Origin of the sequence: Bacillus cereus group sp. RP32 (assembly GCF_040459735.1) — a bacterium.
Classification (GTDB): domain Bacteria; phylum Bacillota; class Bacilli; order Bacillales; family Bacillaceae_G; genus Bacillus_A; species Bacillus_A wiedmannii.
Map to the genome: position 1 here is coordinate 4001722 of NZ_JARVHO010000001.1, position 22762 is coordinate 4024483.

The window sequence follows — 22762 nt, forward strand, 5'->3', positions numbered from 1 at the left end:
CCCCCTATATAATTTTGTAATGAAAACATGTCTTTTCTCCCGTATGACATGCAGGTCCTACTTGCTTTACGACAACAACAATTGAATCTTGATCACAATCTAAATAAAGAGATTGCACATATTGGATATTCCCTGATGTTTCCCCTTTATTCCATAACGACCTTCTTGACCGAGAATAAAACCAAGTTCTTTTCGTTTCTAACGTTTTTTCATATGCTTCTTCATTCATATAAGCTAGCATTAAAACTTCTTTTGTACCTTCTTCAATTACAACTGTTGGTAGTAATCCTTTTGAAAAGTTAGGTTTCATAACCGCACCTCGACGTTTGCATTTCTTAATTTTCTCTTTACATCCTGCATTGTCGCCTCACCATAATGAAAGATTGATGCCGCTAACGCTGCATCAACTGTTGTCTTTTGAAAAACTTCTATAATGTGATCAACATGACCGCACCCGCCTGACGCGATGACTGGTACGGAAACGCTTTTTGAAATTTTTTCTGTTAAGCGAAGGTCATATCCATTTTTCGTTCCATCTGCATCCATACTCGTTAATAAAATTTCCCCTGCGCCTAGCTCGGTAACGCGCTTTGCCCACCAGATGGCATCCATTCCTGTATCAACTCTTCCGCCGTTCACATATACATTCCACTTACCTTCTGTTACTTTTCTAGCATCAATTGCGACGACAATACATTGTGAGCCAAAGTGTTCTGCTCCTTCTTCAATTAATTTTGGATTTCGCACTGCTGCTGAGTTAATTGAAATTTTATCTGCTCCCGCTCTTAGTAAATTGTACATATCTTTAACACTTGAAATCCCCCCGCCAACTGTAAGAGGAATAAATACTTTTGAAGCTGTTTTTTCTACAACATCTAGAATTGTTTTTCGTCCTTCATGCGTTGCCGTAATATCTAAAAATACAATTTCATCTGCTCCCGCCTCATTATATAAAGCGGCTATTTCAACAGAATCACCGACGTCTTGTAATCCTATAAAATTTACACCCTTTACGACTCGGCCCTCTTTCACATCTAGACATGGAATAATGCGTTTCGCTAACATAACTTTGTTACCTCTAACACTTCTTCTAAATCAATCGTTTTCTCATAAAGAGCCTTACCAATTATGACGCCGTATATATTCATATCATTTAATTTTTTCACATCTTGAATAGATGCCACTCCTCCAGAAGCAATAAGACGAATAGCAACGCTTTTTTGTAGTAACTCCAATTGCTCTAAATTCGGCCCTGCAAGCGTCCCGTCTTTCGAAATGTCTGTAAACACAATCGTTTGAACACCTACATTCTCCATTTGCTTTGCTAAATAAATGTAAGAAATTTCAGACACATCAAGCCAGCCTCTCGTTGCTACGAAACCATTTTTCGCATCAATTCCAACAATGATTTTCTCTTTATATAGAAGAACTGCTTCTTCTAAAAATTCCTTATCATAAAGAGCAGCTGTTCCTAAAATCACTTTATCTACACCTACTGACAATAACTTCTCTACCGCTACAAGTGATCGAATTCCCCCTCCAACTTGCACAGGAATACGTACTGCCTTGCAAATCCTTTCAATAACGAGCAAATTTACTGACTCGCCAGCAATTGCGCCATCTAAATCAACAATGTGCAACTTTTTCGCTCCCAATTTTTCGAATATAATCGCTTGCGCAACCGGATCTTCATTCATTACTGTTTCTTTACTAAACTCTCCTTGATAAAGTCTAACGCATCGCCCCTCTTTTAAATCGATAGCTGGGAAGATTTCCATGCCTCTACCACCCCTTTGAAATTTTTCAACATTTGCATTCCAATGTCACCGCTTTTTTCAGGATGAAACTGTGCGCCGTATATATTTCCTTTTGCTACAAAACCAGGTACTTTCACTCCATATTCACTTATTCCATACACAATTTCATTTGGACAATCTGCATAATAAGAGTGAACATAATATACGAAAGAACCGTCCTCTACTCCATTCCAAAGTGCTATTTCTCCCTCTTTATTTAACTCATTCCATCCCATATGTGGAATTTTATAAGGAACCTTTAACTTTCGAATAACACCTGGCAATAAACTTAATCCGTTACAGTCTTGTAGTTCCTCACTTTTTTCAAATAAAAGCTGCATCCCTAGGCAAATGCCCAGAAGCGGTTTTCCTGAACGCCCGACTTCTTTTAACACACGCACTAAATTTTTTTCTTCCAATACATCCATCGCTTTCGGAAATGCACCTACTCCTGGTAAGATCACTCCATCACTTCTAAAAATCTTTTCTTTATCACCCGTTACGATGTACTCTGCTCCAATATATTGTAATGCTTGTTCCACACTGCGAATATTTCCCATTCCATACTCTATAATAGCAATCAATTACAACATCCCTTTCGTGGAATTTACACCAGTAATGCTGGCATTTCTTTCGACTGCTTCTCTAAGCGCTCTACCAAACGCTTTAAATAACGCTTCAACTTTGTGATGTGTATTGCTTCCGTATAAAATGCGAGCGTGTAATGTAATATTGGCAGCATGAGCAACTGCTCTAAAAAATTCTTCTGTTAGTTCTGTATCAAAATCCCCTAGCTTCGGATTCGTTAATTCTCCTTGAAATACAATATATGAGCGCCCGCTAATATCAATTGCGACAAAACCTAAAGATTCATCCATCGGTACATATGCGGAGCCATAACGGTTAATCCCCTCTTTATTTTGCAATGCTTCTTTCAAACAATTTCCGAGTACAATTCCAACATCTTCAACTGTATGATGCGCATCAACGAATACATCGCCTTCCGCCTCCACTTGTAAACCGAATCTTCCATGCCTTGCAAATAAAGTTAGCATATGATCAAAAAATCCAACTCCCGTTTGTACAGAAACGTTCTTGCCTTCATCAAGCTGCAAACTTAATTTGATTTTTGTTTCTGTCGTCTCACGTATTTGACTGCACTCACGCATTATTCTTCCTCCTCAAATCTTATTTGAATTGCTCTCGCATGCGCATGTAACCCTTCTTTATCGGCAAGTTCTACAATATGATGTTGTACATCTCTTAACGCTTCCTCCGTATAAGACAGAAAGCTTGATTTTTTCACGAAATCATCGACTGATAACGGTGAGAAAAACCTTGCCGTTCCACTTGTCGGTAACACGTGATTCGGTCCTGCTAAATAATCACCGAGCGGTTCCGGTGCATATGGACCAAGAAAGATAGATCCTGCATGTTTCACATAAGCTAGAGCATTCATCGGTTCTTTTATATGTAACTCTAAATGTTCTGGAGCGATTTCATTCGATAATTGTAGCGCCTCATCTAAAGAAGGAACGATAAAGATAGCTCCATTTCTATTTATCGATTCACGTGCAATTTCGCTTCTTGGTAATGTTTCTAACTGTCTTTCTATCTCTCTTTCTACTTCTTTTGCTAACTCTATATTCGTTGTAATACAAATTGCTGTTGCTCTCTCGTCATGTTCTGCTTGTGATAATAAATCAGCAGCGATATATTTTGCATTACCGGTTTCATCAGCAATAACTACAATTTCTGACGGTCCAGCAATCATATCGATATTTACTATTCCGTATACTTCTCGTTTCGCCAGAGCGACGTACAAATTTCCTGGTCCAACTATTTTATCCACTTTTGGAATCGATTCCGTTCCATATGCTAAAGCAGCAATTGCTTGCGCACCACCTATCGTATAAATTTCATCTACTCCTGCAAGACTTGCAGCAACTAAAATATGTGGATCAATCCCCCCTTGCCTTGGTGGTGTTACCATTACAATCTTTTTCACACCAGCGAGTTTTGCTGGCAATACATTCATTAATACTGACGAAGGATACGAAGCAGTTCCGCCCGGCACATATACCCCTATATTTTCTAACGGCCGAATGATTTGCCCTCTAATAATGCCTTCACTCGTGCAATCGAACATGGATTGCCTTTTTTGCTTTTCGTGATAAGAAATAATGTTTTTCTTCGCCTCTTGTAACGCTTCTAAAAATGAATTCTCTACAAACATACCCGCTCGTTTTATTTCTTCCTCACTTACACGAAACTCTTTAATCTCCACACCATCAAACTTTTTTGTATAAAAAGATAGAGCCTCATCCGTACTCTTCCTTACCTTTCGAACGATTTCGCTTACACTTCTTTGAACAGTTTCTTCTATTATATTAGCGTTTTCTCGTAGCAATTTTATTTTTGATAACGCCTTTTGAAAATCTTCATAAACGATTTCCATTACAAGTCCCCCTATTTTCCTGACAAAATTTCTTTCTCCATCATATTTACAATACTGAATATTTCGTCTTTTTTAGTTTTTAATGCAGCCTTATTTACAATCATTCGAGCAGATATAGAACACATTTCCTCAAATACAATGAGCCCATTTTCTTGTAATGTTTTTCCTGTTTCCACAATATCAACAATTGCATCTGCCAATCCAAGAATAGGAGCGATTTCTACAGAACCTTCTATTTTAATAATTTCTACATCTTCCCCTTTATCATGAAAATAGTTAGAAGTAATATGTGGATATTTCGTCGCAATGCGTTTCTTTCGGTAGCTCTTCGGATTATACGTAGGAATAGAAGCAACACAAAACTTACACACGCCCACTCCTAAATCTAACATTTCATAAATATCTTTCTCGTTTTCCATTAAAATATCTTTTCCAACGACCCCAATATCAGCTACTCCATGTTCTACATAAGTAGCAACATCTACTGCTTTCACTAAAATAAATGAGATATCTGTATTTTTACTTTGAAAGACAAGCTTTCGTCCTTTATTTTTGAGCTCCGAACAATCAATTCCAATCTGCTCAAAGAGCGGAATCACATGTTTTTCTAATCTTCCCTTCGTTAACGCAATTTGAATGTTACGCATGAAGTTTCTCCTTCTTTCTGGACTACCCATTTCTCTTTCCATACATATTCCACTAATGATTCGTTCTTCGCCTCAACGACCGTTACTATTTGATTTTTTCTTGCAAATTGAAAGGTGTCGTTTACATTATAGTATAAGGATAGCTCTACTTTTTTCCCGTCCTTTTGAAGTAAATTTCGTAATCTTTCCGCTTCTGCTAATCTATTTAACTCATAATGAATAATAATATCTATTCCCTTTCGTTCATATGGTTCTTGTTGCTCTTGCAGGGCCTTCACAATTTGATTGACTTGCACCGCGAGTCCAACAGCCGGCAGCATCTCTCCAAAATTTCCAATTAACTCATCATATCTTCCGCCACTAACAATTTCTTCTCCTATTTCATATATATACCCTTTGAAAATAACTCCCGTATAGTAATCTAAATGTTGGATCATACCTAAATCAATTGATATGTAAGATCCATAGCCTAGTTTTTCAATTGCTTCATATATTTCTTTCACTCTTGCAATCGCCATTTTCATTTCATTACTTGAGGCGAGTTTTTCTGCTTCCTCAATCACTTCTAAGTTTCCAAATAGCCTTGGTAACTTCTCAAGTAATCTTACTGTTTCATCACATCGATCTAATTTCTTTTCTCTAATAAAATTTGATAGAGCCGCATAATTTTTACTTTCAATGTATGTCCTAAGTACTCTCTCTTCTTCCTCATGAATGGAGAGTTTTTTTACAATACATTTATATAATTGCACTTGCCCAATCTCTATTGTAAAAGATTGTACCTTCACCTTTTGAAGTGATTGAATGACGCTTATGACGCATTCAATTTCAGCTCTTACATTATCAATACCTATAATTTCAATACCACTTTGTACAATTTCATTATATTTTCCAGTAAGGGACTCATTCGCCCGAAATACATTCCCGCCATACGTCAGTTTAAGCGGCGTATCCCACCTCTGCGTTCCCATCACTCTCGCTAAAGGAATTGTCATATCTGGACGCAATACGATAATCCGTCCCTTTTCATCAAAAAATTTATACATCTTTTCTTCATCTATCGGTCTATTTTGAAAGGCAAAAACATCATAAAATTCAATTGTAGGTGTCCTTATTTCCTCATAACCTCGCCCTAAAAAAGTACGTCTTAATTTTTGCTCCACTTCCTCAATTAACGTACATTCTTCGAATAAATAGTCTCTCGTTCCATTTGGGTTTGCACGTTTCCATTTTGTCATCTAAATTCTCACACCTTTCCCTTTCTAATGTATGCTCATTTCATTCACCTAAACCGAAAATAAAAAGAGCCTTGTAGACAAAATACCTACAAGGCTCTTTAGTAGAGTGTAGGTACAACGGGAATAACCCTTGTACCTACACGTTTTCACGCTAGGTTCAAGGGCTTTATGTATGGTGATGTAGTTGTGTAAGCACTTTAATAGATTGCATGATATTCATAATACTTACTCCCTTTCTCCTCTGATTTTTACATAGTATATAATACTTAATTCTGAATGTAAATACTTTTTGAACATTCCGTTATTTCTTAATGTAAAGCTACTCTCCTTTCATACTCTACAATTTCTTGTTCATATTGCATCGTAATACTAATTTCGTCTAGACCATTTAATAATTTCTCTTTCCACATTTTCTCGATTGTAAAATGAAACCTGTGCGTACTTGTTTTAATTACCTCATTCTCTAAATCTACTTCTATTTGTTCTCTCGCATCCGTTATGGCAAGTTGTTCTCGCATTTCTTTATCCATTACAATTGGTAACATACCATTTTTCATACAATTCATATAAAAAATATCTGCAAACCCGCCGGCGATAATAACGCGAAAACCATAATCAGCAAGCGCCCACGGAGCATGTTCTCTTGAAGAACCACAACCAAAATTATCACCTGTAATTAATATACTTGCTCCTTTTCTATTTTGTGCATTAAGCGGAAAATTAGGGTTTTCATGGCGGTTATTATCATAACGCCATTCATCGAATAAATATTTTCCAAATCCCGTCCTTTCAATTCTCTTTAAATATTGCTTCGGAATAATTTGATCTGTATCAATGTTATCATTCATCAGTACTGCAGCAGTACCTTTATGAATACGAAATGGCTCCATCATAACTCTCCTTTCTAGTATCAACAAAATGACCGTATAACGCAGCTGCTGCCGCCATTGCCGGGCTAACTAAATGTGTTCGTGCCCCTTTTCCTTGTCTTCCTTCAAAATTACGATTTGAAGTCGAAGCACAATGTTCTCCTGCAGGTACTTGATCTGGATTCATTCCAAGACACATTGAACATCCAGGTTCTCTCCATTCAAATCCAGCTTCTTCAAATATGTGATGTAGCCCTTTTTGCATCGCAGCTTCTCTTACTCTTTTCGATCCAGGCACAACGAGCGCTCGCACACCTGCTTTTACCTTTCTCCCTTTCACAACAGATGCAGCAATTTCTAAATCAGAAAGCCTGGAATTTGTACAAGATCCAATGAAAACATGCTGAACAGGAATGTCATACGTGCTTTGTCCAGGGCTTAATCCCATATAAGAAAATGCTCTTTCGTCATTTGTATCCTGCTTTTCTGGCAATTTTTCATCAATACGAACACCCATACTCGGGTTTGTTCCCCATGTAACGTACGGTGCTAAATCCGTCACATCTATCGAAATATGCAAATCATAAATTGCATCTGAATCTGTATAAAGTTCAGACCATTTCTTCTCGAATGTTTCAAATTCTTTCGGTGCATATTTACGTCCTTTTACATAAGCAAATGTTTTTTCATCTGGTGCTATAATACCAGCCTTTGCCCCTCCTTCAATTGCCATATTACAAAGCGTCATTCTCTCTTCCATCTCCATAGCCTCAATCGTATCTCCGTAAAATTCCATTACATATCCAGTTCCAACTGCTACACCGTACTTTGAAAGGAAATGCAAAATAATATCTTTTGCGTAAACACCTTTCTGTAATTTTCCTTTTAACTCAATACCCATCGCTTTCGGCTTTCGTTGCCATAACGTTTGCGTTGCCAATACATGCTCCACTTCACTCGTACCAATGCCAAATGCTAGTGCGCCAAACGCACCATGCGTTGCTGTATGACTATCACCACAAACAATTGTTTTTCCTGGTTGTGTAAGTCCAAGTTCTGGTCCGATAACATGAACAATCCCTTGCTCTTCATCCCCGATATCCGCTAACGGCACCTGAAATTGTTTACAATTTTCCCGGAGTGTATCTAGTTGCTGCTTCGCAATGCGATCGGTAATATTCCAAACATCTTTCGTTGGAATATTATGATCCATCGTTGCGAATGTTAAATCCGATCTGCGAACCGTTCGATTTGTAAGCCGCAAGCCTTCAAAGGCTTGCGGTGACGTTACTTCATGAACAAGATGAAGATCGATATATAATAAATCTAATCCATTTTCGTTTGTCGTAACTACGTGTCTTTCCCAAAGTTTATCTAGCAGCCTTTTTCCCATTATCTCCCTCTCCCTACTAACGCTTGCTCTTCCATCTCTTGTATAACTGCCTTCGTAAATGAAGTTGTCGTCTCATCTCCTCCGATATCTGCTGTACATTTTCCTAATTTAAGAACTGCAGATATCGCAGATTCAATTGCATTCCCTTCTCTCGTTAATTCAAATGATTGCCCAAGCATCATTGCAACAGAGCGCATCATTGCAATTGGATTTGCCTTATTTTTCCCGGCAATATCCGGTGCTGATCCGTGAATAGGCTCGTATAATGAAGGTCCCTTTTCCGCATGACTTGCTGATGGAAGCATTCCTAATGATCCCGCTAATACTGAAGCCTCGTCACTCAAAATATCCCCAAATAAATTTTCCGTTACAATTACATCAAACCGTCCTGGATTCCGAATTAACTCCATCGCAGCTGCATCTACTAAAATATGTTCTAGTTCAACGTCTGGATAACGAAGTGCTACTTCTTCCGCAATAGTTCTCCATAGTTTACTAGATTCTAAAACATTCGCCTTATCAATAGATGTTACTTTTTTCTTCCGCTTACTCGCTAATTGAAAGGCATAAGAAACGATCCGTTCAATTTCATGACGATGATACGTAAGTGTATCTGTTGCTACTTCGTCCGTTCGTTCTTTCGGATAAGAAAAATAAATTCCGCCTGTTAATTCACGAACAACAACGAAATCAATTTCATCAGCGTTTTTTAATGGCGATAAATGTGCCGTTGCGCTTTCTACCGTTACAGGGCGAACGTTCGCAAATACTCCAAGTCCTTTTCTTAGAGCTAATAATCCTTTCTCTGGTCTTTCTTTCGCGCTATCCCACCTTGGTCCACCAACCGCTCCAAGTAAAACCGCATCACTTGCTAAACAAGCGGCAAGCGTTCGTTGTGGTAATGGTTGCCCATTTAAATCGATAGCACTCCCGCCAAAGTACTCATCTTGTAAGTGAAAATGATGTCCATATAACCTTTCTACCATATGCAATACTTCTTTCGCACTTTCCATAATTTCTGGGCCAACACCATCACCAGCTAAACAAACGATACGTTTTTCCAATTTCAACACTCCTTTTAACTGAATTTTTCAGAACTTTAATTTGATAGGTAAGGAAACTTCTCCCTCACCCATCAAACACTTATTTCACAAGCGCTATAAGAGATTTTAATTTCCCTGCTGCATGGACATATGCTCTTGCCGACGCTTCCAATACATCTTGGGCAACACCAAAACCTGATACTTGATGCGTTCCTTCTTTTAATTCAACATGAACATGAGCCAGTGCGTCTTGACCTTGTGTAATAGATTGTATGCGATAATCCGCCAATTCACATTCTAATCCTAAAATTCTTTGGATTGCATTATAAATCGCCTCAATACTACCAGAACCAGTGGCTGCATCTTCGTATGCATTTCCTTCTTCGTCTTTTAGTACAACTGTCGCGCATTGTGTACTATTTGATACGAAATGAACTTGTAGTTGCGTAATGTTATATTGCTGAGCTGCAAATGCTGCTTCACCAAGCATAAGCGCACGTAAATCTTCCTCAGTAATTTCCTTCTTACGATCAGCTAATTTTTTGAACGCTTCAAACACCGCATCTCGATCTTCCTTTGTAAATTCATAGCCAAGCTCTTTCATTTTTTCTGTAAACGCGTGACGTCCAGAATGTTTTCCAAGTACGAATAGATTTTGAGATTCGCCTATTAGCGCTGGTTCAATAATTTCATATGTTGTCACTTCTTTTAAAACACCATCTTGATGAATTCCGGATTCATGAGCAAATGCATTCGCTCCAACGATCGCTTTATTTTTCGGTACAACCATACCTGTTAATCTGCTTACTAATGTACTCGTCGTTTTAATTTCTTTTAGCGTCATAGAAGACTCCGCCTTATAGAAATCTTTTCTAATATGAAGAGCAACTGCGACCTCTTCTAGCGCCGCATTACCTGCTCTTTCTCCAATTCCATTAATTGTTCCTTCTACTTGCAACGCTCCGCCTTCAACCGCAGCTAATGAATTTGCTACTGCCATCCCAAGATCATCATGACAATGACAAGAGAAAATTGCTTTTTCATATGAAGGAACGGATTCTTGTAAGTATTTAAAAAGAGAATAATATTCTTCTGGATTCGTATATCCAACTGTATCTGGAATATTAATTACATTCGCTCCTGCACGAATCGCAACTTCAACTGCTTCAGCTAAAAAATCTCTTGCTGTTCTTGTCGCATCTTCTGCAGAAAATTGTACTGTCGGAAATAATGATTTCCCGAGTGTAACCGAGCGGTGAATACTATCTAATACATCTTCTTTTGACATACAAAGTTTATATTTCATATGAATATCACTTGTAGCTAAAAATACGTGTAAACGAGGAGATACAGCACCTTTCACCGCTTCATATGCTCTTCGAATATCACTTTCTTTCGCTCTAGCTAAACTCATAACTGTAGCATTTTGAATGGTATTTGCGATGCGTTTTACCGATTGAAAATCCCCTTCGGAAGCTGCTGCAAAACCAGCTTCCATGACATTAATACCTAGTCTCTCTAATTGCCTTGCAATTTGCAATTTCTCTTGTTCATTTAAATTTACTCCTGGTGATTGTTCGCCATCACGTAGCGTCGTATCCATGAACAAAATCTGCTTCATATTATTTGATCCCTGCCTTTACTCGCGGCTGTACAAACGGCATCATTTCACGTAATTTACGTCCAACTACTTCAATTTCGTGTTCATTCTCTTTCTCATTTGTCGCATGGAAATTTGGTTTTCCTGCTTTATGCTCTGCAATCCAGCCTCTTGCAAATGTACCATCTTGAATTTCTGCTAGCACTGCACCCATCGCTTTCTTCGTATCTTCCGTTACAACGCGTGGTCCTGATACGAAGTCGCCCCACTGCGCTGTATCTGAAACTGAATATCTCATATTTTCAAGTCCGCCTTCATACATAAGGTCAACGATTAGTTTTAGTTCATGTAAACATTCAAAATATGCAAGTTCCGGTTGATAACCAGCATCAACTAACGTTTCAAATCCAGCTTTTACTAGCGCAGTTACTCCGCCGCAAAGCACAGCTTGCTCTCCAAATAAATCTGTTTCTGTTTCTTCTTTAAATGTCGTTTCTAATACACCAGCTCTCGTCGCTCCAATCCCATCAGCATAAGAAAGTGCCTTTTCAGTCGCAACTCCTGTTGCATCTTGGTATACTGCAAATAATGCAGGAACAGCTCCGCCTTCAGCAAATGTACGGCGCACAAGATGACCTGGCCCTTTTGGCGCTACTAGAAATACATCTACATTAGCTGGTGGTTTCACTTGATCAAAGTGAACATTAAATCCGTGTGCAAAAACGAGAGAATTTCCTGCCTTTAAATTTGGCGCAATTTCCGCTTCATATACTTCTGGCTGGAGTTCATCTGGTAGTAGAATCATTACAACATCAGCTTTTTCCACTGCTTCTGCTACTGTATATACAGAAAACCCATCTTCTTTCGCTTTATCCCAAGACTTCCCTTTTCTTAAACCTACTACTACATCAAATCCGTTATCACGTAAGTTTTGCGCATGCGCATGACCTTGCGAACCATATCCAATGATTGCTACTTTCTTTTCTTTTAATACATTTACCGTTACATCTTTCTCATAATAAACTTTTGTCATTTTCATTTCCCCCTATATTTAAATGATTATTGAATTAACATAACTTGCTTATCTTGTTTTTTCATACTACGCGTAAATGCTGTTACACCTGTTCTAGCAATTTCTTTCAAACCATACGGACGAAGTAATTCAATTAATGCTTCTACTTTCTCCTGCGTACCAGTTACTTGCACAACTATGGAATCCTTCCCAACATCTATTACAGCGGCTCGAAACGGTTCAATTAAACTATATAATTCTGCTCTTGCTACTGATGTTGCTACTTTAATAAGTGCAAGTTCTCTTGCGATCATCGCTTCTTCTGTAATATCTGATACTTTCAGAACATCAATTTGCTTATGAAGTTGTTTAATTAACTGCTCCACTTGCTGTTCATTTTCAACGTGTACAACAATCGTCATCCGCGATATGTCCGATGATTCCGTATGACCTACTGAAATACTTTCAATATTAAAATGCCTTCGTGTCATAACACCCGTAATTCGGTTTAACACACCACTTTGATTTCGAACTGTCGCTGTAACAATTCTCTTCACCTTTTTTCCACTCCCTCCATTTGGTGAACACCTTTCCCTGGCGCAACCATCGGCATTACCTTTTCTGATTGAAGTACACGGCAATCAATTACGACTGGTCCTTGTAATTCAATCGCCTGCTGTATTTGCTTCTTTGCAAGAAGTGGATCCTCTATGCGAACTCCTTTTATGCCATACGCATTCGCAAGAGCGACGAAATCTGGTTGACACGACAATAAAGAGTGCGAGTATCTTTGATTATAAAATTCATCTTGCCATTGTCTTACCATTCCTAAAGCTTCATTATTTAAGATAAATACTTTAACAGGCAACGAGTGTTCTTTTAACACACTTAATTCTTGCAAGGTCATTTGAAATCCGGCATCACCGACAATTGCAATAACTAGTTCCTCAGGCTTTGCAATTTGCGCACCAATTGCTGCTGGAAACCCAAATCCCATCGTTCCTAATCCTCCTGAAGTTACCCATTTATCTGGATTTTTGAGCGGATAATATTGTGCCGCCCACATTTGATGTTGCCCAACATCTGTTGTTACAATCGCTTCTCCTTTCGTAATTTCATATAACATATCAATTGCGTATTGAGGCTTAATACTTTCCGAATTTCGTTTATAAGAGAATGGATACTTTTCTTTTCTACTCTTTAGTAAAGAGATCCATTCATGATGATTTTCTTTCTTTCCTTCTGGTTGAAGTAATACTTCCAAAGCTCGCTTAGCACTTGCAACAATAGGAATTTCAGTCGGCACATTTTTTCCGATTTCGGCTGGATCAATATCGATATGCGCAACAGTCGCCTTTTTAGCAAAATAAGCTAAATTCCCAGTAAGACGATCGTCGAATCTTGCACCTATATTAATAAGTAAGTCGCATTCATATAACGCCATATTGGCTGTGTAAGAACCGTGCATTCCTCCCATCCCTAGAAAAAGTTCATCATCTGGCGGAAACCCACCAAGACCAAGTAATGTATGCACAACAGGAATTTCATATTTACGAGCAAAACTTGTTAACTCTTTCGAAGCCTTCGCATGCAATACACCTGCTCCAGCTAAAATTAACGGCTTGTTTGCAGCCCTAATTGCTTGTAATAATTTGTTTATTTGGAGTAAATTCGGTTCATAATTAGGGTTGTATCCTGGTAAATCCATTTGTACGTCATTACATCGTTCTCCTTGCTCTACTACCATATCTTTCGGAAGGTCAATAACGACTGGACCTGGTCTTCCTGTTCTAGCAATATGAAATGCTTCTTTAATAATTCGAGGTAAATCTGAAGCCTTTCGCACTTGATAGTTATGTTTTGTCACTGGCATCGTAAGCCCCATAATATCCGCTTCTTGGAAAGCATCACTTCCAATTAACGTCGTTGCTACTTGCCCTGTAAATACAACAAGTGGTAATGAATCAATCATCGCATCTGCTAGACCGGTAATAACATTTGTAGCACCTGGCCCACTCGTTGCAATGACAACCCCTGGATTGCCAGTAATTCTGGCATACCCTTCCGCGGCGTGAATAGCTCCTTGCTCATGCCTTGTTAAAATATGCGGAATTTCACAGTCATAGAGTGCATCATAAAGAGGTAAAACAGCACCACCAGGATAACCGAAAATCACTTCTACCCCTTCCTTTTCTAACGCTTCTAACAATAGCTGTGCACCAGTTGCCAGTTTCTCTTCCGTTTTTGAAGACATTGTTCTTATAAGCCCCCTTTTTGAAAACTTTTATCAATAAAAAAAATCCTACGTCCACACTCCAGCTATGTGCTGAAGGGACGAAAGATTTCGCGGTACCACCCTTCTTCGCAAGAATACTCTTGCCTCAGTGACCCATAAATGAGTCTAGCTAATAACGGAGCTACCGTCTAAGCCTAGACAAATGCTTCAGCTTAGCACTCAAGGGCGATGTTCGTCGACGTGAACCATCGGTTTTCAGCAACCACCGACTCTCTGTGAGGCTTCACAATCAACTACTCCTCCCTCTCAACGCTTTCTTATCGTTATAAAGAGTTGTTATCCAACTTTATTTTCTTCGTAAATCTTCTCTCCATCTTCTACAACTAACTTTCGGAATTCTTCTAATAAACGATTCGTATGTGGACCTGTTTGCCCTAAACCAATCGTTCTACCATCTACTGTCGTAACAGCAATTACTTCAGCAGCCGTTCCTGTTAAAAATACTTCATCAGCTACATATACATCATGCCTTGTAAATAACTCTTCTCTAACGTCATATCCAAGTTTTTCACCGATTTCTAATATAGCGTTTCGTGTAATGCCTTCTAACGCTCCAGCAGAACTTGGTGGTGTAATTAATTTATTTCCTTTTACAATAAACACGTTATCTCCTGAGCCTTCAGCTACGTATCCTTGATCATTTAACATAAGTGCTTCTTGTACTCCAGCTAATTTCGCTTCAATACGAACTAAAATATTGTTTAAGTAATTTAAAGATTTTACTTGAGGTGATAAAACATCTGGACGGTTTCGGCGCGTTGCAACTGTTACAACTGGAATCCCCTTTTCATAATATTCTTGCGGGAATAAAGATAGTTGTTCTGCAATTACTACTACATTCGGTTTCTTACAAGAATCAGGATCTAATCCAAGATTTCCTGCTCCTCTCGATACAACAAGGCGAATGTATCCATTAGATAATTTATTTTGTCGAATCGTCTCAACAACAATATTCGTTACTTCATCTAAAGAATATGGAATTTCTAACATGATGGATTTTGCTGATTCATATAACCGGACAAGATGCTCTCTCAAACGGAAAACATTACCGCTATATACTCTAATTCCTTCAAATACTCCATCGCCATATAAATAACCATGATCATATACTGAAACTTTTGCCTCGTCTTTTGGAACAAATTCTCCATTTAAGAAAATCCATTGCTCGTTCACTGGAAAGCGCCTCCTATGTTCTATGAATTTTTTATTGTTTCCTAGTTTACTCTCCTTTCTAAATAAATCAAGTGAATTTTTAGAAAATTTATAATTTTTAATCGTACGTACATCTTTGATTATATTGATTTAACAGCATTGTTAACGTTTACAAAAAGTCAAAAAATTTTTTTCGTCAATTTCCACTAAAAAAAATATTTGTTTAAAAGAAGGATTTTCATCAATTGATACGAATCTATTGTATTCAATAAACGGACGTCCGTTTTTATAAATTCGGGAATATATAACGACTTTTGCTGAAAAAGGGGGAAAATAATAAAAATAACGCTGTCTAAAAATAACATTCATATTTTTCGTTTCGTAATCATAATCCTATTTTTAAAAAACAATTTGTCAAAATGAAGGAGGAAATCAATATGGCGTGTGTACAAATTAAAGGAACGAGACAAGAGGTAGTAGAAATGCTTCAACTATTTGATCTAATGGATACGAAAGGTTTTTGTAAATTCGATAATTATGTAGAGGTAGAACCAAATAATAAAGAACATAATAATTTTATTGCTTCAATTGACATTCATTCAAATACTTCTTCTGCCCAAGATACTTTAAACGATCAATTCGTAAGTCAAATGCTTACTGGTGTATATAACGACTAAACAAAGATTTACTTCCTACCGTCTTTTCATAAATATATGCAGTGGACTTGAGCATACTAGCAACTAGATGGTAGGAGGTGAGAATTATGGCTAGAATTGGCGTTGAAAACTCATTAACAGATGTTCAACAAGCTCTTCAGCAACAGGGACATGAAGTTGTTACCCTGGGCTCCGAACATGATGCACAAGGGTGCGATTGTTGTGTTGTAACTGGGCAAGATTCTAATATGATGGGTATTGCAGATGCATCAATTAAGGGATCGGTAATTGCAGCTCATGGTTTAACAACAGATGAAATTTGTCAGCAAGTAGAGAGCCGCACTTAAATGTATTATACAAAAAGAAAGAGGACTCCTTTTGAAAAGGAGTCCTCTTTTTTATATTCACCTAACGGGAAAGTAACATATACTGGATGAAAGCCCTACCTCTCTCTCATCATTACGGTTCCACTGACCGCTCCTTGATTCACTAGTATACATATAAAGCCTACAATAATAATTTATAGGGTTTGTTCACAAAAGTTGTTGGTAAGACTACCCGATCTTTCGCAAACTTTTCGTATTATATTTATAAGATTTATTTACTTTACACTAGCTGTAACCGAGACACGAATTAAAATTTTAACACTAATACAATAACTTGTCAACATTTTTTGTAAATTAAAAACAGACAGTAACGGTTTGTCTGTTTTAGAATGGAGCTTTTTCTTTTATTACATATACAACAAAACCGCTTACTAACATACATAAGCCAACTACTAAGTTTTTGATATTAATCATAAATTCCTCTCCCTTATTCCACACATCATATATATTTACAGTTCAATTATTCCGATCATCTTAAAGCGCACTTTTTCTAATATATCATAATTCCTAAAAAATGCAAGTTCACTTTTGGCGACCATTTACAAATTTATCTACAGTGCTTGGTACCGTATTTAAAGCCTTTTCAATTAAATGTGTACTACTATTGAGGTGTAATACTTGCACACCGTTAGAACCGACTACTAAAAAAGCAACTGGGCTAATAGAAACCCCAGCCCCGCTTCCGCCTCCAAATGGATGGCTTTGCTTCTTCTCTTTATGCTGCCCTTGTCCGTTATTATGCTTTTCGGAAATAAAATCACCTTTAAAGTCACTTCCGCCGGCACCAAAACCAAAAGCCACTTGAGATACTGTTAATACTACATTTCCATCAGCTGTTGAAACTGGACTTCCGACAATCGTATTTACATCTACCATCTCTTTTAAATTTGTCATTGCTGTTTTCATTAAATCTTCAATTGGATGTTCCATTATGTATTGCACCCTTTCCTCATTATTCTTTTTTATACTTTCCAAAATAGAGGAAGTCATACTAACTTTTCCTATTTCAAAAAAACAATTTTACTCTTCTAAGTGGAATTACGCCTTGTACTCGTTCGGATAAAGTGAAACTTTAATCAGCAGGGCTTTGTTCATCCCCCATTGATTATTAGCCATCAGCAATCAGATGTTTACGGGCTACAATAGCGGGATAAAAAAGAAAAAGAGATGCATACTACTATTGAACCTTGTTATGAAAGGAGCCATGACTTTGACTGAGAAATTTGATGAGTATAAAAAAAGAGATAGGATAGATAGTGATTATAGTGACTATAAAGAAGAATATGCAGCTGAGGTTGCACCACAGCGCATTGATTATGATTACGATGAGAAAGATAATAAAGATGATGTAAGATCGTCCGCCGCTGGATCAACTGCTGGCTTTATCGCTCTTGCCTTATCTATCTTATCACTCTTTACCTTCCCAACATTATTTGGTCTTGTTTCTGTATTACTAGGAATTTACGCTTATAATCGCGGAGCTACTGTAACTGGTGGTATCGCTGCGATTGTCGGCGGAATTGCAGCACTCATTGCAATTTTATTCCGAGTAGCACTTGTCGGATTATTGTTCTCCCTTTTTTAAAAAGAAAAAGGTATCTCGCTTATGCGGGATACCTTATCCTGTAAATACATCTTCCGATGGATATTTAATTTTTTGTTTTGCTGGTCGCGCTAAAGAAAAAACAAGTGTTAACGGTCCAATTAATCCACAAAACATAACAAACATAATAATACATTTTCCAAACGCTGATAACTTTGCAGTAATCCCCATCGTTAACCCTACTGTTCCAAACGCTGAAATTGTTTCAAATAGTAACTGAATAAAACTAAAGTTTTCTGTAAGCATTAATACAAATACTGCTGCAAAAATGAGTATTTGACTGGCAACAGCAATGGCTAACGCTCTCGTTACTGTTGACATTTTTATCGTGCGCTGAAATAAAACGATTTCCTCTTTTTTTCTAAAGAAAGAAAGGACGGATGTAACTAAAATAACAAACGTTGTTAATTTAATCCCTCCACCTGTCGATACACTTCCTGCACCAATAAACATTAAAACCATCGTAAATAATATAGATGATTCTTCCATCCCCCCGTAGTCAACTGTATTAAATCCAGCAGTACGAGGAGTAATACCTTGGAAAAAAGAAGCCCATAACTTTTCATTTAAAGGTAAATTCCCCAACGTCTTCACATTATTATATTCCAATACAAAAATCACAATCATCGCTATCACATTTAGCGCTACTGTTCCAACAATCATGATTTTGGAATGAAGCGATAATTTTCGAAAACTACGGCTATACCATATATCAATTAATACAGTAAAACCGAGACCACCTATTACGATTAAAGAGCAGATCCCAATATTAATAATAGGATCTCCTACATACCTCGTTAAATTATCTGGCCATAGAGCAAATCCGGCATTATTATATGATGCGATCACGTGAAAAACACTATAGTATACACCTTTTCCAAAGCCAAACTCTGGAATAAAGCGAAATGATAAAAAGATAACTCCAATCAATTCAATACAAATTGAAAATATAAAGACACGTTTTACTAATTTTACAAGACCACCTATATTTGTCTGATTAAATGCCTCTCCGATTAATAATCGATGGCGTAACCCGATTTTTTTACCTAATACCCAAACAATTAAAATGGCAATTGTCATAAGACCTAAACCACCTGTTTGAATTAAAAACATAATAACAATCTCGCCAAACATCGTAAACGTACTTGCAGTATCTACTACTCCTAATCCGGTTACAGTTGCTGCTGACGTTGCCGTAAAGAAAGCATCTACCCAACTAATATGTACTTTCGTTGCGAATGGTAACTTTAATAACAAACCGCCAACCACAATTAAGCAGAAAAAGCCTAGTGCTAATATTTGTGGTGGATTTAATCGTATAAAACGATTATACAGCCCTTGTCTTTTTGTTACTTCCATATCACTAACTCCCTTAATAAAGTGCAGCTTTTCCTTCATAAATAAAGGCTTTTAAGAGCCCTCAAATAGTCGGATAAACCTCATATTCTTATAATATAGTTGAGCATAATCCTTTTTTTCATAGTTTTCAACTTTTATTTATATTCGGACTTCACTTCATTTTATGACAAGAAACTTTCTATTATATTTATTCGTACTCTACAACTCTCGCAACAATCATTTTATATGTATCATTTCTCAAATTCTCATACCTTTCACTCTATGTTCACATCAAGGTCACATCCAACTTTTATAGTATATATATCGAAGTTGTTCCTCCCTAATTTATAAGACATTCCCCAGTGTCTTGAACAACTTCCATCCCTAATTAAATTGACATAAATTGTCCCCTTCCTTTGGCCATCATTTGTGATGGTCTTATTTTTTGTTTACTCTACCTCTTATTTAAAACTCCCTCTCTCTTTCACTCTATGTTCACATGGGGGTCACATCCAACTTTTATAGTATATGTATCGAAGTTGTTCCTCCCTAATTTATAAGACATTCCCCAGTGTCTTGAACAACTTCCATCCCTAATTAAGTTGACATAAATTGTCCCCTTCCTTTGGCCATCATTTGCGATGGTCTTATTTTTTTGTTTACTCTATACTTTATATAAAACTCCCTCTCTCTTTCACTCTATGTTCACATGGGGGTCACATCCAACTTTTATAGTATATGTATCGAAGCTGTTCCTCCCTAATTTATAAGACATTCCCCAGTGTCTTTGAATAGCTTCCATCCCTAATTAAATTGACATAAATTGTCCCCTTCCTTTGGCCATCATTTGTGATGGTCTTATTTTTTTGTTTACTCTATCTTCTATTTAAAACTCCCTCTCTCTTTCACTCTATGTTCACATGGGGGTCACATCCAACTTTTATAGTATATGTATCGAAGCTATTCCTCCCTAATTTATAAGACATTCCCCAGTGTCTTTGAATGGCTTCCATCCCTAATTAAATCGACATAAATTGTCCCCTTCCTTTGGCCATCATTTGTGATGGTCTACTTTGTGTTCTAACTAGATTCCCCAACTTTTTTGCTTACTTTAGCAAAAGCAATCTATCATTTAAATACATATTTTCATACAGAATATTCAGAAAATACTGTCAGAATAGGCGGTTTTTCTGTACAATTAATATAGAAAGTAATTTTACAAAAATAAAGGGGGGGTTTTATTGAAACAAACAAAAGCAATCTTAATCGCATTATTTCTCGGTTTAGTCGTCGGACTCACTTTAAATTTAGCTGCACCATCCATTTTTGAACCATTAAATCAATATGTGTTCAATCCACTTGGTCAATTATTTATTCGCCTCATTAAAATGCTAGTTGTTCCTGTTGTATTCATTTCTATCGTGCTTGGATCTGCTGGGCTTGGAGACCCGAAACAACTTGGAAGAATCGGCTTAAAATCAATTTCATTCTTTCTTGTAACTACAGCCGTTGCCATCTCTATTGCAGTTACATTTGCACTGATTATACAACCAGGATCTGGCGGTAACTTTAAAACCGAAGGGCTTAAATATGAAGGGGCAAAAACCGAAACATCTTTCGTCGATACATTGCTAAATATCGTACCAGATAACCCAGCAAAAGCGATGGCTGATGGAAATATGTTACAAATTATTGCCTTTGCCGTATTAATCGGACTCGGTATAGCTATTTTAGGAAAACAAGTTCAAGGTATCCATTCATTACTTGAACAGGGCAACGAATTAATGATGTATCTTGTTAATCTCGTTATGAAATTAGCTCCAATCGGAACATTTGGATTGCTCGCTTCATCCGTTGGTAAAATGGGTCTTGCAGGCGTCGCTGCGATGTTCAAGTATATGATTGTCGTTATGCTAGTACTTATTATTCACGGCGTCTTCGTCTATGGCGGATTATTAAAGGTATTAGCAAAAGAAAGTATTGTCCGTTTCTTTAAACATTTCGGACCGGTAATGGCAATTGGGTTTAGTACATCTAGCTCTAATGCATCTCTTCCGTTTGCAATGAAAACAGCACAAGAAAAACTTGGTGTTCCAAAAGCGATAAGTTCTTTTGTACAACCACTGGGGGCAACTATCAATATGGATGGTACTGCCATTATGCAAGGTGTAGCAACTGTGTTTATCGCTCAAGTATACGGAGTTGAGCTTACTATGTCCCAATTAGCTGTCGTCGTATTAACTGCTGTACTAGCTAGTATCGGTACTGCTGGTGTACCAGGTGTTGGACTTGTAATGCTGACGATGGTGTTAAATCAAGTAAATCTACCGGTAGAAGGTATTGCCTTAATTATCGGTATTGACCGTATTCTAGATATGTCACGAACAGCTGTAAACATTTCTGGTGATGCAATTTGCGCAATGATTGTTGCAAAATCAGAAGAAAAATATAATACGGATCAATCTGCAGCATCTTAAATCAAAAAAGGAGTGAATCATTTCACTCCTTTTTTGATTTACTTCCTTTTTTCGAACGATATTCTTTTCCTTTGTTATCATTACCAGTCTCAAATTCAGTGCTAAACTCTTGCTGAAATTGACCTGATTTCGGTGAGCCTTGATTTCCGCTCCCTTTACTACCATTTCGATTTGTCATATGTCTGCCCCCTTCCTTTACTAGTAGTATGTTACATATTTTCTTTTTTATAATCTTTTACATATGAAAGAAGACCTTCCTCTCATAAGGAAGGTCTTCTCCTTTATTACGTAAGCGTTTTCTTACCTGTGATGAATTAAATAAGTTTTTTAGAAATTGATATCATTATATTCATTTCTTCTTCTGAAAGCGCGGAGAATCTTTCTTGTAAATATTTCTTTTTCTCCCCTTCCATTTTTGCAACTAAATCTTTTCCTTGTTCTGTAATCTCCAAATATACAACTCTGCGATCTGACGTAGAACGTGAACGAGTTACAAAACCTTTATTAATTAATTTTTCTGTAACAGCTGTAATATGACTATTCGACACATTTAACTCATTGGCTACACGTGATACCATTTCTTTATTCGTACGATTCAATATTCTAAGGACGATGAACTCATTCCACGGTATGTAACCACCAAATATCTTTCCAATATCATTACGCAACGTGCGGAACATAGCAAAAACATTTGTCGATAGTTCTTCCATTAATTGCTCTCGATTTTGAGACAACTTTGACAGCCCCTTTTATTTCATTTAGTTAAATAAAAACCTTATTAATAATTTTACATGAAAT

At 37.2% G+C, this 22762-nt stretch carries 26 protein-coding genes and 1 other annotated feature; of the genes, 4 read left to right on the forward strand and 22 right to left on the reverse strand.

Annotated features, from left to right (window positions below; genetic code table 11):
* Positions 1-4 precede the first annotated feature (4 nt).
* The 17 genes from hisI to QCI46_RS20670 form a co-directional block, all read right to left on the reverse strand.
* Positions 5-310: a phosphoribosyl-AMP cyclohydrolase gene (hisI, locus tag QCI46_RS20590; protein WP_048544916.1), complete on the reverse strand. Its 306-nt coding sequence runs from the start codon at positions 308-310 to the stop codon at positions 5-7.
* Entirely contained in the window at positions 307-1065 is a 759-nt protein-coding gene (hisF, locus tag QCI46_RS20595; RefSeq protein ID WP_353841271.1) for an imidazoleglycerol phosphate synthase cyclase subunit, read from the reverse strand. The genes hisI and hisF overlap by 4 nt, the downstream gene beginning before the upstream one ends.
* The gene (gene hisA, locus QCI46_RS20600; RefSeq protein ID WP_098077880.1) at positions 1059-1778 is read right to left on the reverse strand and encodes a 1-(5-phosphoribosyl)-5-[(5-phosphoribosylamino)methylideneamino]imidazole-4-carboxamide isomerase; all 720 of its coding nucleotides are present in this window, start codon (positions 1776-1778) and stop codon (positions 1059-1061) included. Before hisA ends, hisF begins: the two co-directional genes overlap by 7 nt.
* A complete protein-coding gene (gene hisH, locus QCI46_RS20605; RefSeq protein WP_353841272.1) occupies positions 1751-2380 on the reverse strand; it encodes an imidazole glycerol phosphate synthase subunit HisH in 630 nt (209 codons plus the stop codon). Before hisH ends, hisA begins: the two co-directional genes overlap by 28 nt.
* Entirely contained in the window at positions 2381-2965 is a 585-nt protein-coding gene (gene hisB / locus QCI46_RS20610; RefSeq protein ID WP_001206365.1) for an imidazoleglycerol-phosphate dehydratase HisB, read from the reverse strand.
* Positions 2965-4254: a histidinol dehydrogenase gene (gene hisD, locus QCI46_RS20615; protein ID WP_353841273.1), complete on the reverse strand. Its 1290-nt coding sequence runs from the start codon at positions 4252-4254 to the stop codon at positions 2965-2967. The genes hisB and hisD overlap by 1 nt, the downstream gene beginning before the upstream one ends.
* Positions 4255-4265: 11 nt before the next feature.
* Positions 4266-4901, reverse strand: a complete 636-nt coding sequence (hisG, locus tag QCI46_RS20620) for an ATP phosphoribosyltransferase (protein WP_353841274.1) — start codon at positions 4899-4901, stop codon at positions 4266-4268.
* Positions 4877-6139, reverse strand: a complete 1263-nt coding sequence (hisZ, locus tag QCI46_RS20625; RefSeq protein WP_353841275.1) for an ATP phosphoribosyltransferase regulatory subunit — start codon at positions 6137-6139, stop codon at positions 4877-4879. The genes hisG and hisZ overlap by 25 nt, the downstream gene beginning before the upstream one ends.
* Positions 6140-6447: 308 nt before the next feature.
* Positions 6448-7029, reverse strand: a complete 582-nt coding sequence (gene leuD, locus QCI46_RS20630; protein ID WP_141499054.1) for a 3-isopropylmalate dehydratase small subunit — start codon at positions 7027-7029, stop codon at positions 6448-6450.
* Positions 7007-8401 (reverse strand): 3-isopropylmalate dehydratase large subunit, encoded by a 1395-nt coding sequence (leuC, locus tag QCI46_RS20635; RefSeq protein ID WP_048544931.1) that lies wholly within the window; start codon positions 8399-8401, stop codon positions 7007-7009. The genes leuD and leuC overlap by 23 nt, the downstream gene beginning before the upstream one ends.
* Positions 8401-9465, reverse strand: coding sequence for a 3-isopropylmalate dehydrogenase (gene leuB / locus QCI46_RS20640; protein WP_353841276.1), 1065 nt, complete (start codon positions 9463-9465; stop codon positions 8401-8403). The genes leuC and leuB overlap by 1 nt, the downstream gene beginning before the upstream one ends.
* 79 nt (positions 9466-9544) lie before the next feature.
* Positions 9545-11065 carry a 2-isopropylmalate synthase gene (gene leuA / locus QCI46_RS20645; RefSeq protein WP_353841277.1) on the reverse strand — a complete coding sequence of 507 codons (1521 nt, stop codon included), beginning with the start codon at positions 11063-11065 and terminating at the stop codon, positions 9545-9547.
* Between the two features lies 1 nt (position 11066).
* Positions 11067-12083 (reverse strand): ketol-acid reductoisomerase, encoded by a 1017-nt coding sequence (gene ilvC / locus QCI46_RS20650; protein ID WP_353841278.1) that lies wholly within the window; start codon positions 12081-12083, stop codon positions 11067-11069.
* 20 nt (positions 12084-12103) lie between these two features.
* Entirely contained in the window at positions 12104-12613 is a 510-nt protein-coding gene (gene ilvN, locus QCI46_RS20655; protein ID WP_000822948.1) for an acetolactate synthase small subunit, read from the reverse strand.
* On the reverse strand, positions 12610-14310 hold the full coding sequence (gene ilvB / locus QCI46_RS20660) for an acetolactate synthase large subunit (protein WP_088062627.1): 1701 nt from the start codon (positions 14308-14310) through the stop codon (positions 12610-12612). The genes ilvN and ilvB overlap by 4 nt, the downstream gene beginning before the upstream one ends.
* Before the next feature lie 73 nt (positions 14311-14383).
* Positions 14384-14611, reverse strand: a binding site (T-box leader).
* Between the two features lie 17 nt (positions 14612-14628).
* Positions 14629-15525 carry a branched-chain-amino-acid transaminase gene (gene ilvE / locus QCI46_RS20665; RefSeq protein WP_048544941.1) on the reverse strand — a complete coding sequence of 299 codons (897 nt, stop codon included), beginning with the start codon at positions 15523-15525 and terminating at the stop codon, positions 14629-14631.
* 141 nt (positions 15526-15666) lie between these two features.
* Complete coding sequence (locus tag QCI46_RS20670; protein ID WP_106382757.1) at positions 15667-15873, reverse strand: hypothetical protein; 207 nt, start codon at positions 15871-15873, stop codon at positions 15667-15669.
* A gap of 68 nt (positions 15874-15941) precedes the next feature.
* Here QCI46_RS20670 and QCI46_RS20675 point away from each other — a divergent pair, with 68 nt between their 5' ends.
* Positions 15942-16181 (forward strand): DUF3911 family protein, encoded by a 240-nt coding sequence (locus tag QCI46_RS20675; RefSeq protein ID WP_000752504.1) that lies wholly within the window; start codon positions 15942-15944, stop codon positions 16179-16181.
* A gap of 86 nt (positions 16182-16267) precedes the next feature.
* The gene (locus QCI46_RS20680) at positions 16268-16507 is read left to right on the forward strand and encodes a YkuS family protein (protein WP_000101010.1); all 240 of its coding nucleotides are present in this window, start codon (positions 16268-16270) and stop codon (positions 16505-16507) included.
* Between the two features lie 363 nt (positions 16508-16870).
* Here QCI46_RS20680 and QCI46_RS20685 read toward each other — a convergent pair whose 3' ends face one another.
* Positions 16871-16960: a hypothetical protein gene (locus tag QCI46_RS20685; RefSeq protein WP_000608225.1), complete on the reverse strand. Its 90-nt coding sequence runs from the start codon at positions 16958-16960 to the stop codon at positions 16871-16873.
* 108 nt (positions 16961-17068) lie between these two features.
* Positions 17069-17536, reverse strand: coding sequence for a GerW family sporulation protein (ytfJ, locus tag QCI46_RS20690; protein ID WP_053078521.1), 468 nt, complete (start codon positions 17534-17536; stop codon positions 17069-17071).
* Positions 17537-17738: 202 nt separating this feature from the next.
* Between ytfJ and QCI46_RS20695 the strand changes: the two genes are divergently transcribed.
* On the forward strand, positions 17739-18131 hold the full coding sequence (locus QCI46_RS20695) for an imidazole glycerol phosphate synthase (protein ID WP_137012683.1): 393 nt from the start codon (positions 17739-17741) through the stop codon (positions 18129-18131).
* Positions 18132-18164: 33 nt separating this feature from the next.
* Here the strand turns inward: QCI46_RS20695 and QCI46_RS20700 are convergent, their stop codons facing one another.
* A complete protein-coding gene (locus QCI46_RS20700) occupies positions 18165-19508 on the reverse strand; it encodes a TrkH family potassium uptake protein (protein ID WP_353841279.1) in 1344 nt (447 codons plus the stop codon).
* 1220 nt (positions 19509-20728) lie between these two features.
* On the opposite strand from QCI46_RS20700, the gene QCI46_RS20705 reads away from it, so the two are divergent.
* On the forward strand, positions 20729-21964 hold the full coding sequence (locus tag QCI46_RS20705) for a dicarboxylate/amino acid:cation symporter (protein WP_353841280.1): 1236 nt from the start codon (positions 20729-20731) through the stop codon (positions 21962-21964).
* A 22-nt stretch (positions 21965-21986) separates the two neighbouring features.
* Here the strand turns inward: QCI46_RS20705 and QCI46_RS20710 are convergent, their stop codons facing one another.
* Complete coding sequence (locus QCI46_RS20710) at positions 21987-22142, reverse strand: hypothetical protein (RefSeq protein ID WP_000184933.1); 156 nt, start codon at positions 22140-22142, stop codon at positions 21987-21989.
* Positions 22143-22278: 136 nt separating this feature from the next.
* A complete protein-coding gene (locus QCI46_RS20715) occupies positions 22279-22698 on the reverse strand; it encodes a MarR family winged helix-turn-helix transcriptional regulator (protein WP_000081442.1) in 420 nt (139 codons plus the stop codon).
* Positions 22699-22762: the final 64 nt, after the last annotated feature.

Excerpts from the sequence above, each read along its gene's own strand:
- leuC (WP_048544931.1), bottom strand. The coding sequence starts at position 8,401 with ATGGGAAAAAGGCTGCTAGATAAACTTTGGGAAAGACACGTAGTTACG.
- leuD (WP_141499054.1), bottom strand. The coding sequence starts at position 7,029 with ATGGAGCCATTTCGTATTCATAAAGGTACTGCTGCAGTACTGATGAAT.
- hisI (WP_048544916.1), bottom strand. The coding sequence starts at position 310 with ATGAAACCTAACTTTTCAAAAGGATTACTACCAACAGTTGTAATTGAA.
- hisF (WP_353841271.1), bottom strand. The coding sequence starts at position 1,065 with ATGTTAGCGAAACGCATTATTCCATGTCTAGATGTGAAAGAGGGCCGA.
- hisG (WP_353841274.1), bottom strand. The coding sequence starts at position 4,901 with ATGCGTAACATTCAAATTGCGTTAACGAAGGGAAGATTAGAAAAACAT.
- QCI46_RS20685 (WP_000608225.1), bottom strand. The coding sequence starts at position 16,960 with ATGATTAATATCAAAAACTTAGTAGTTGGCTTATGTATGTTAGTAAGC.
- hisD (WP_353841273.1), bottom strand. The coding sequence starts at position 4,254 with ATGGAAATCGTTTATGAAGATTTTCAAAAGGCGTTATCAAAAATAAAA.
- QCI46_RS20710 (WP_000184933.1), bottom strand. The coding sequence starts at position 22,142 with ATGACAAATCGAAATGGTAGTAAAGGGAGCGGAAATCAAGGCTCACCG.
- hisZ (WP_353841275.1), bottom strand. The coding sequence starts at position 6,139 with ATGACAAAATGGAAACGTGCAAACCCAAATGGAACGAGAGACTATTTA.
- hisA (WP_098077880.1), bottom strand. The coding sequence starts at position 1,778 with ATGGAAATCTTCCCAGCTATCGATTTAAAAGAGGGGCGATGCGTTAGA.
- ilvC (WP_353841278.1), bottom strand. The coding sequence starts at position 12,083 with ATGAAAATGACAAAAGTTTATTATGAGAAAGATGTAACGGTAAATGTA.
- QCI46_RS20680 (WP_000101010.1), top strand. The coding sequence starts at position 16,268 with ATGGCTAGAATTGGCGTTGAAAACTCATTAACAGATGTTCAACAAGCT.
- ilvB (WP_088062627.1), bottom strand. The coding sequence starts at position 14,310 with ATGTCTTCAAAAACGGAAGAGAAACTGGCAACTGGTGCACAGCTATTG.
- QCI46_RS20700 (WP_353841279.1), bottom strand. The coding sequence starts at position 19,508 with ATGGAAGTAACAAAAAGACAAGGGCTGTATAATCGTTTTATACGATTA.
- QCI46_RS20695 (WP_137012683.1), top strand. The coding sequence starts at position 17,739 with ATGAAAGGAGCCATGACTTTGACTGAGAAATTTGATGAGTATAAAAAA.
- leuA (WP_353841277.1), bottom strand. The coding sequence starts at position 11,065 with ATGAAGCAGATTTTGTTCATGGATACGACGCTACGTGATGGCGAACAA.
- hisB (WP_001206365.1), bottom strand. The coding sequence starts at position 2,965 with ATGCGTGAGTGCAGTCAAATACGTGAGACGACAGAAACAAAAATCAAA.
- ytfJ (WP_053078521.1), bottom strand. The coding sequence starts at position 17,536 with ATGACTTCCTCTATTTTGGAAAGTATAAAAAAGAATAATGAGGAAAGG.
- QCI46_RS20670 (WP_106382757.1), bottom strand. The coding sequence starts at position 15,873 with ATGAATGTTATTTTTAGACAGCGTTATTTTTATTATTTTCCCCCTTTT.
- QCI46_RS20675 (WP_000752504.1), top strand. The coding sequence starts at position 15,942 with ATGGCGTGTGTACAAATTAAAGGAACGAGACAAGAGGTAGTAGAAATG.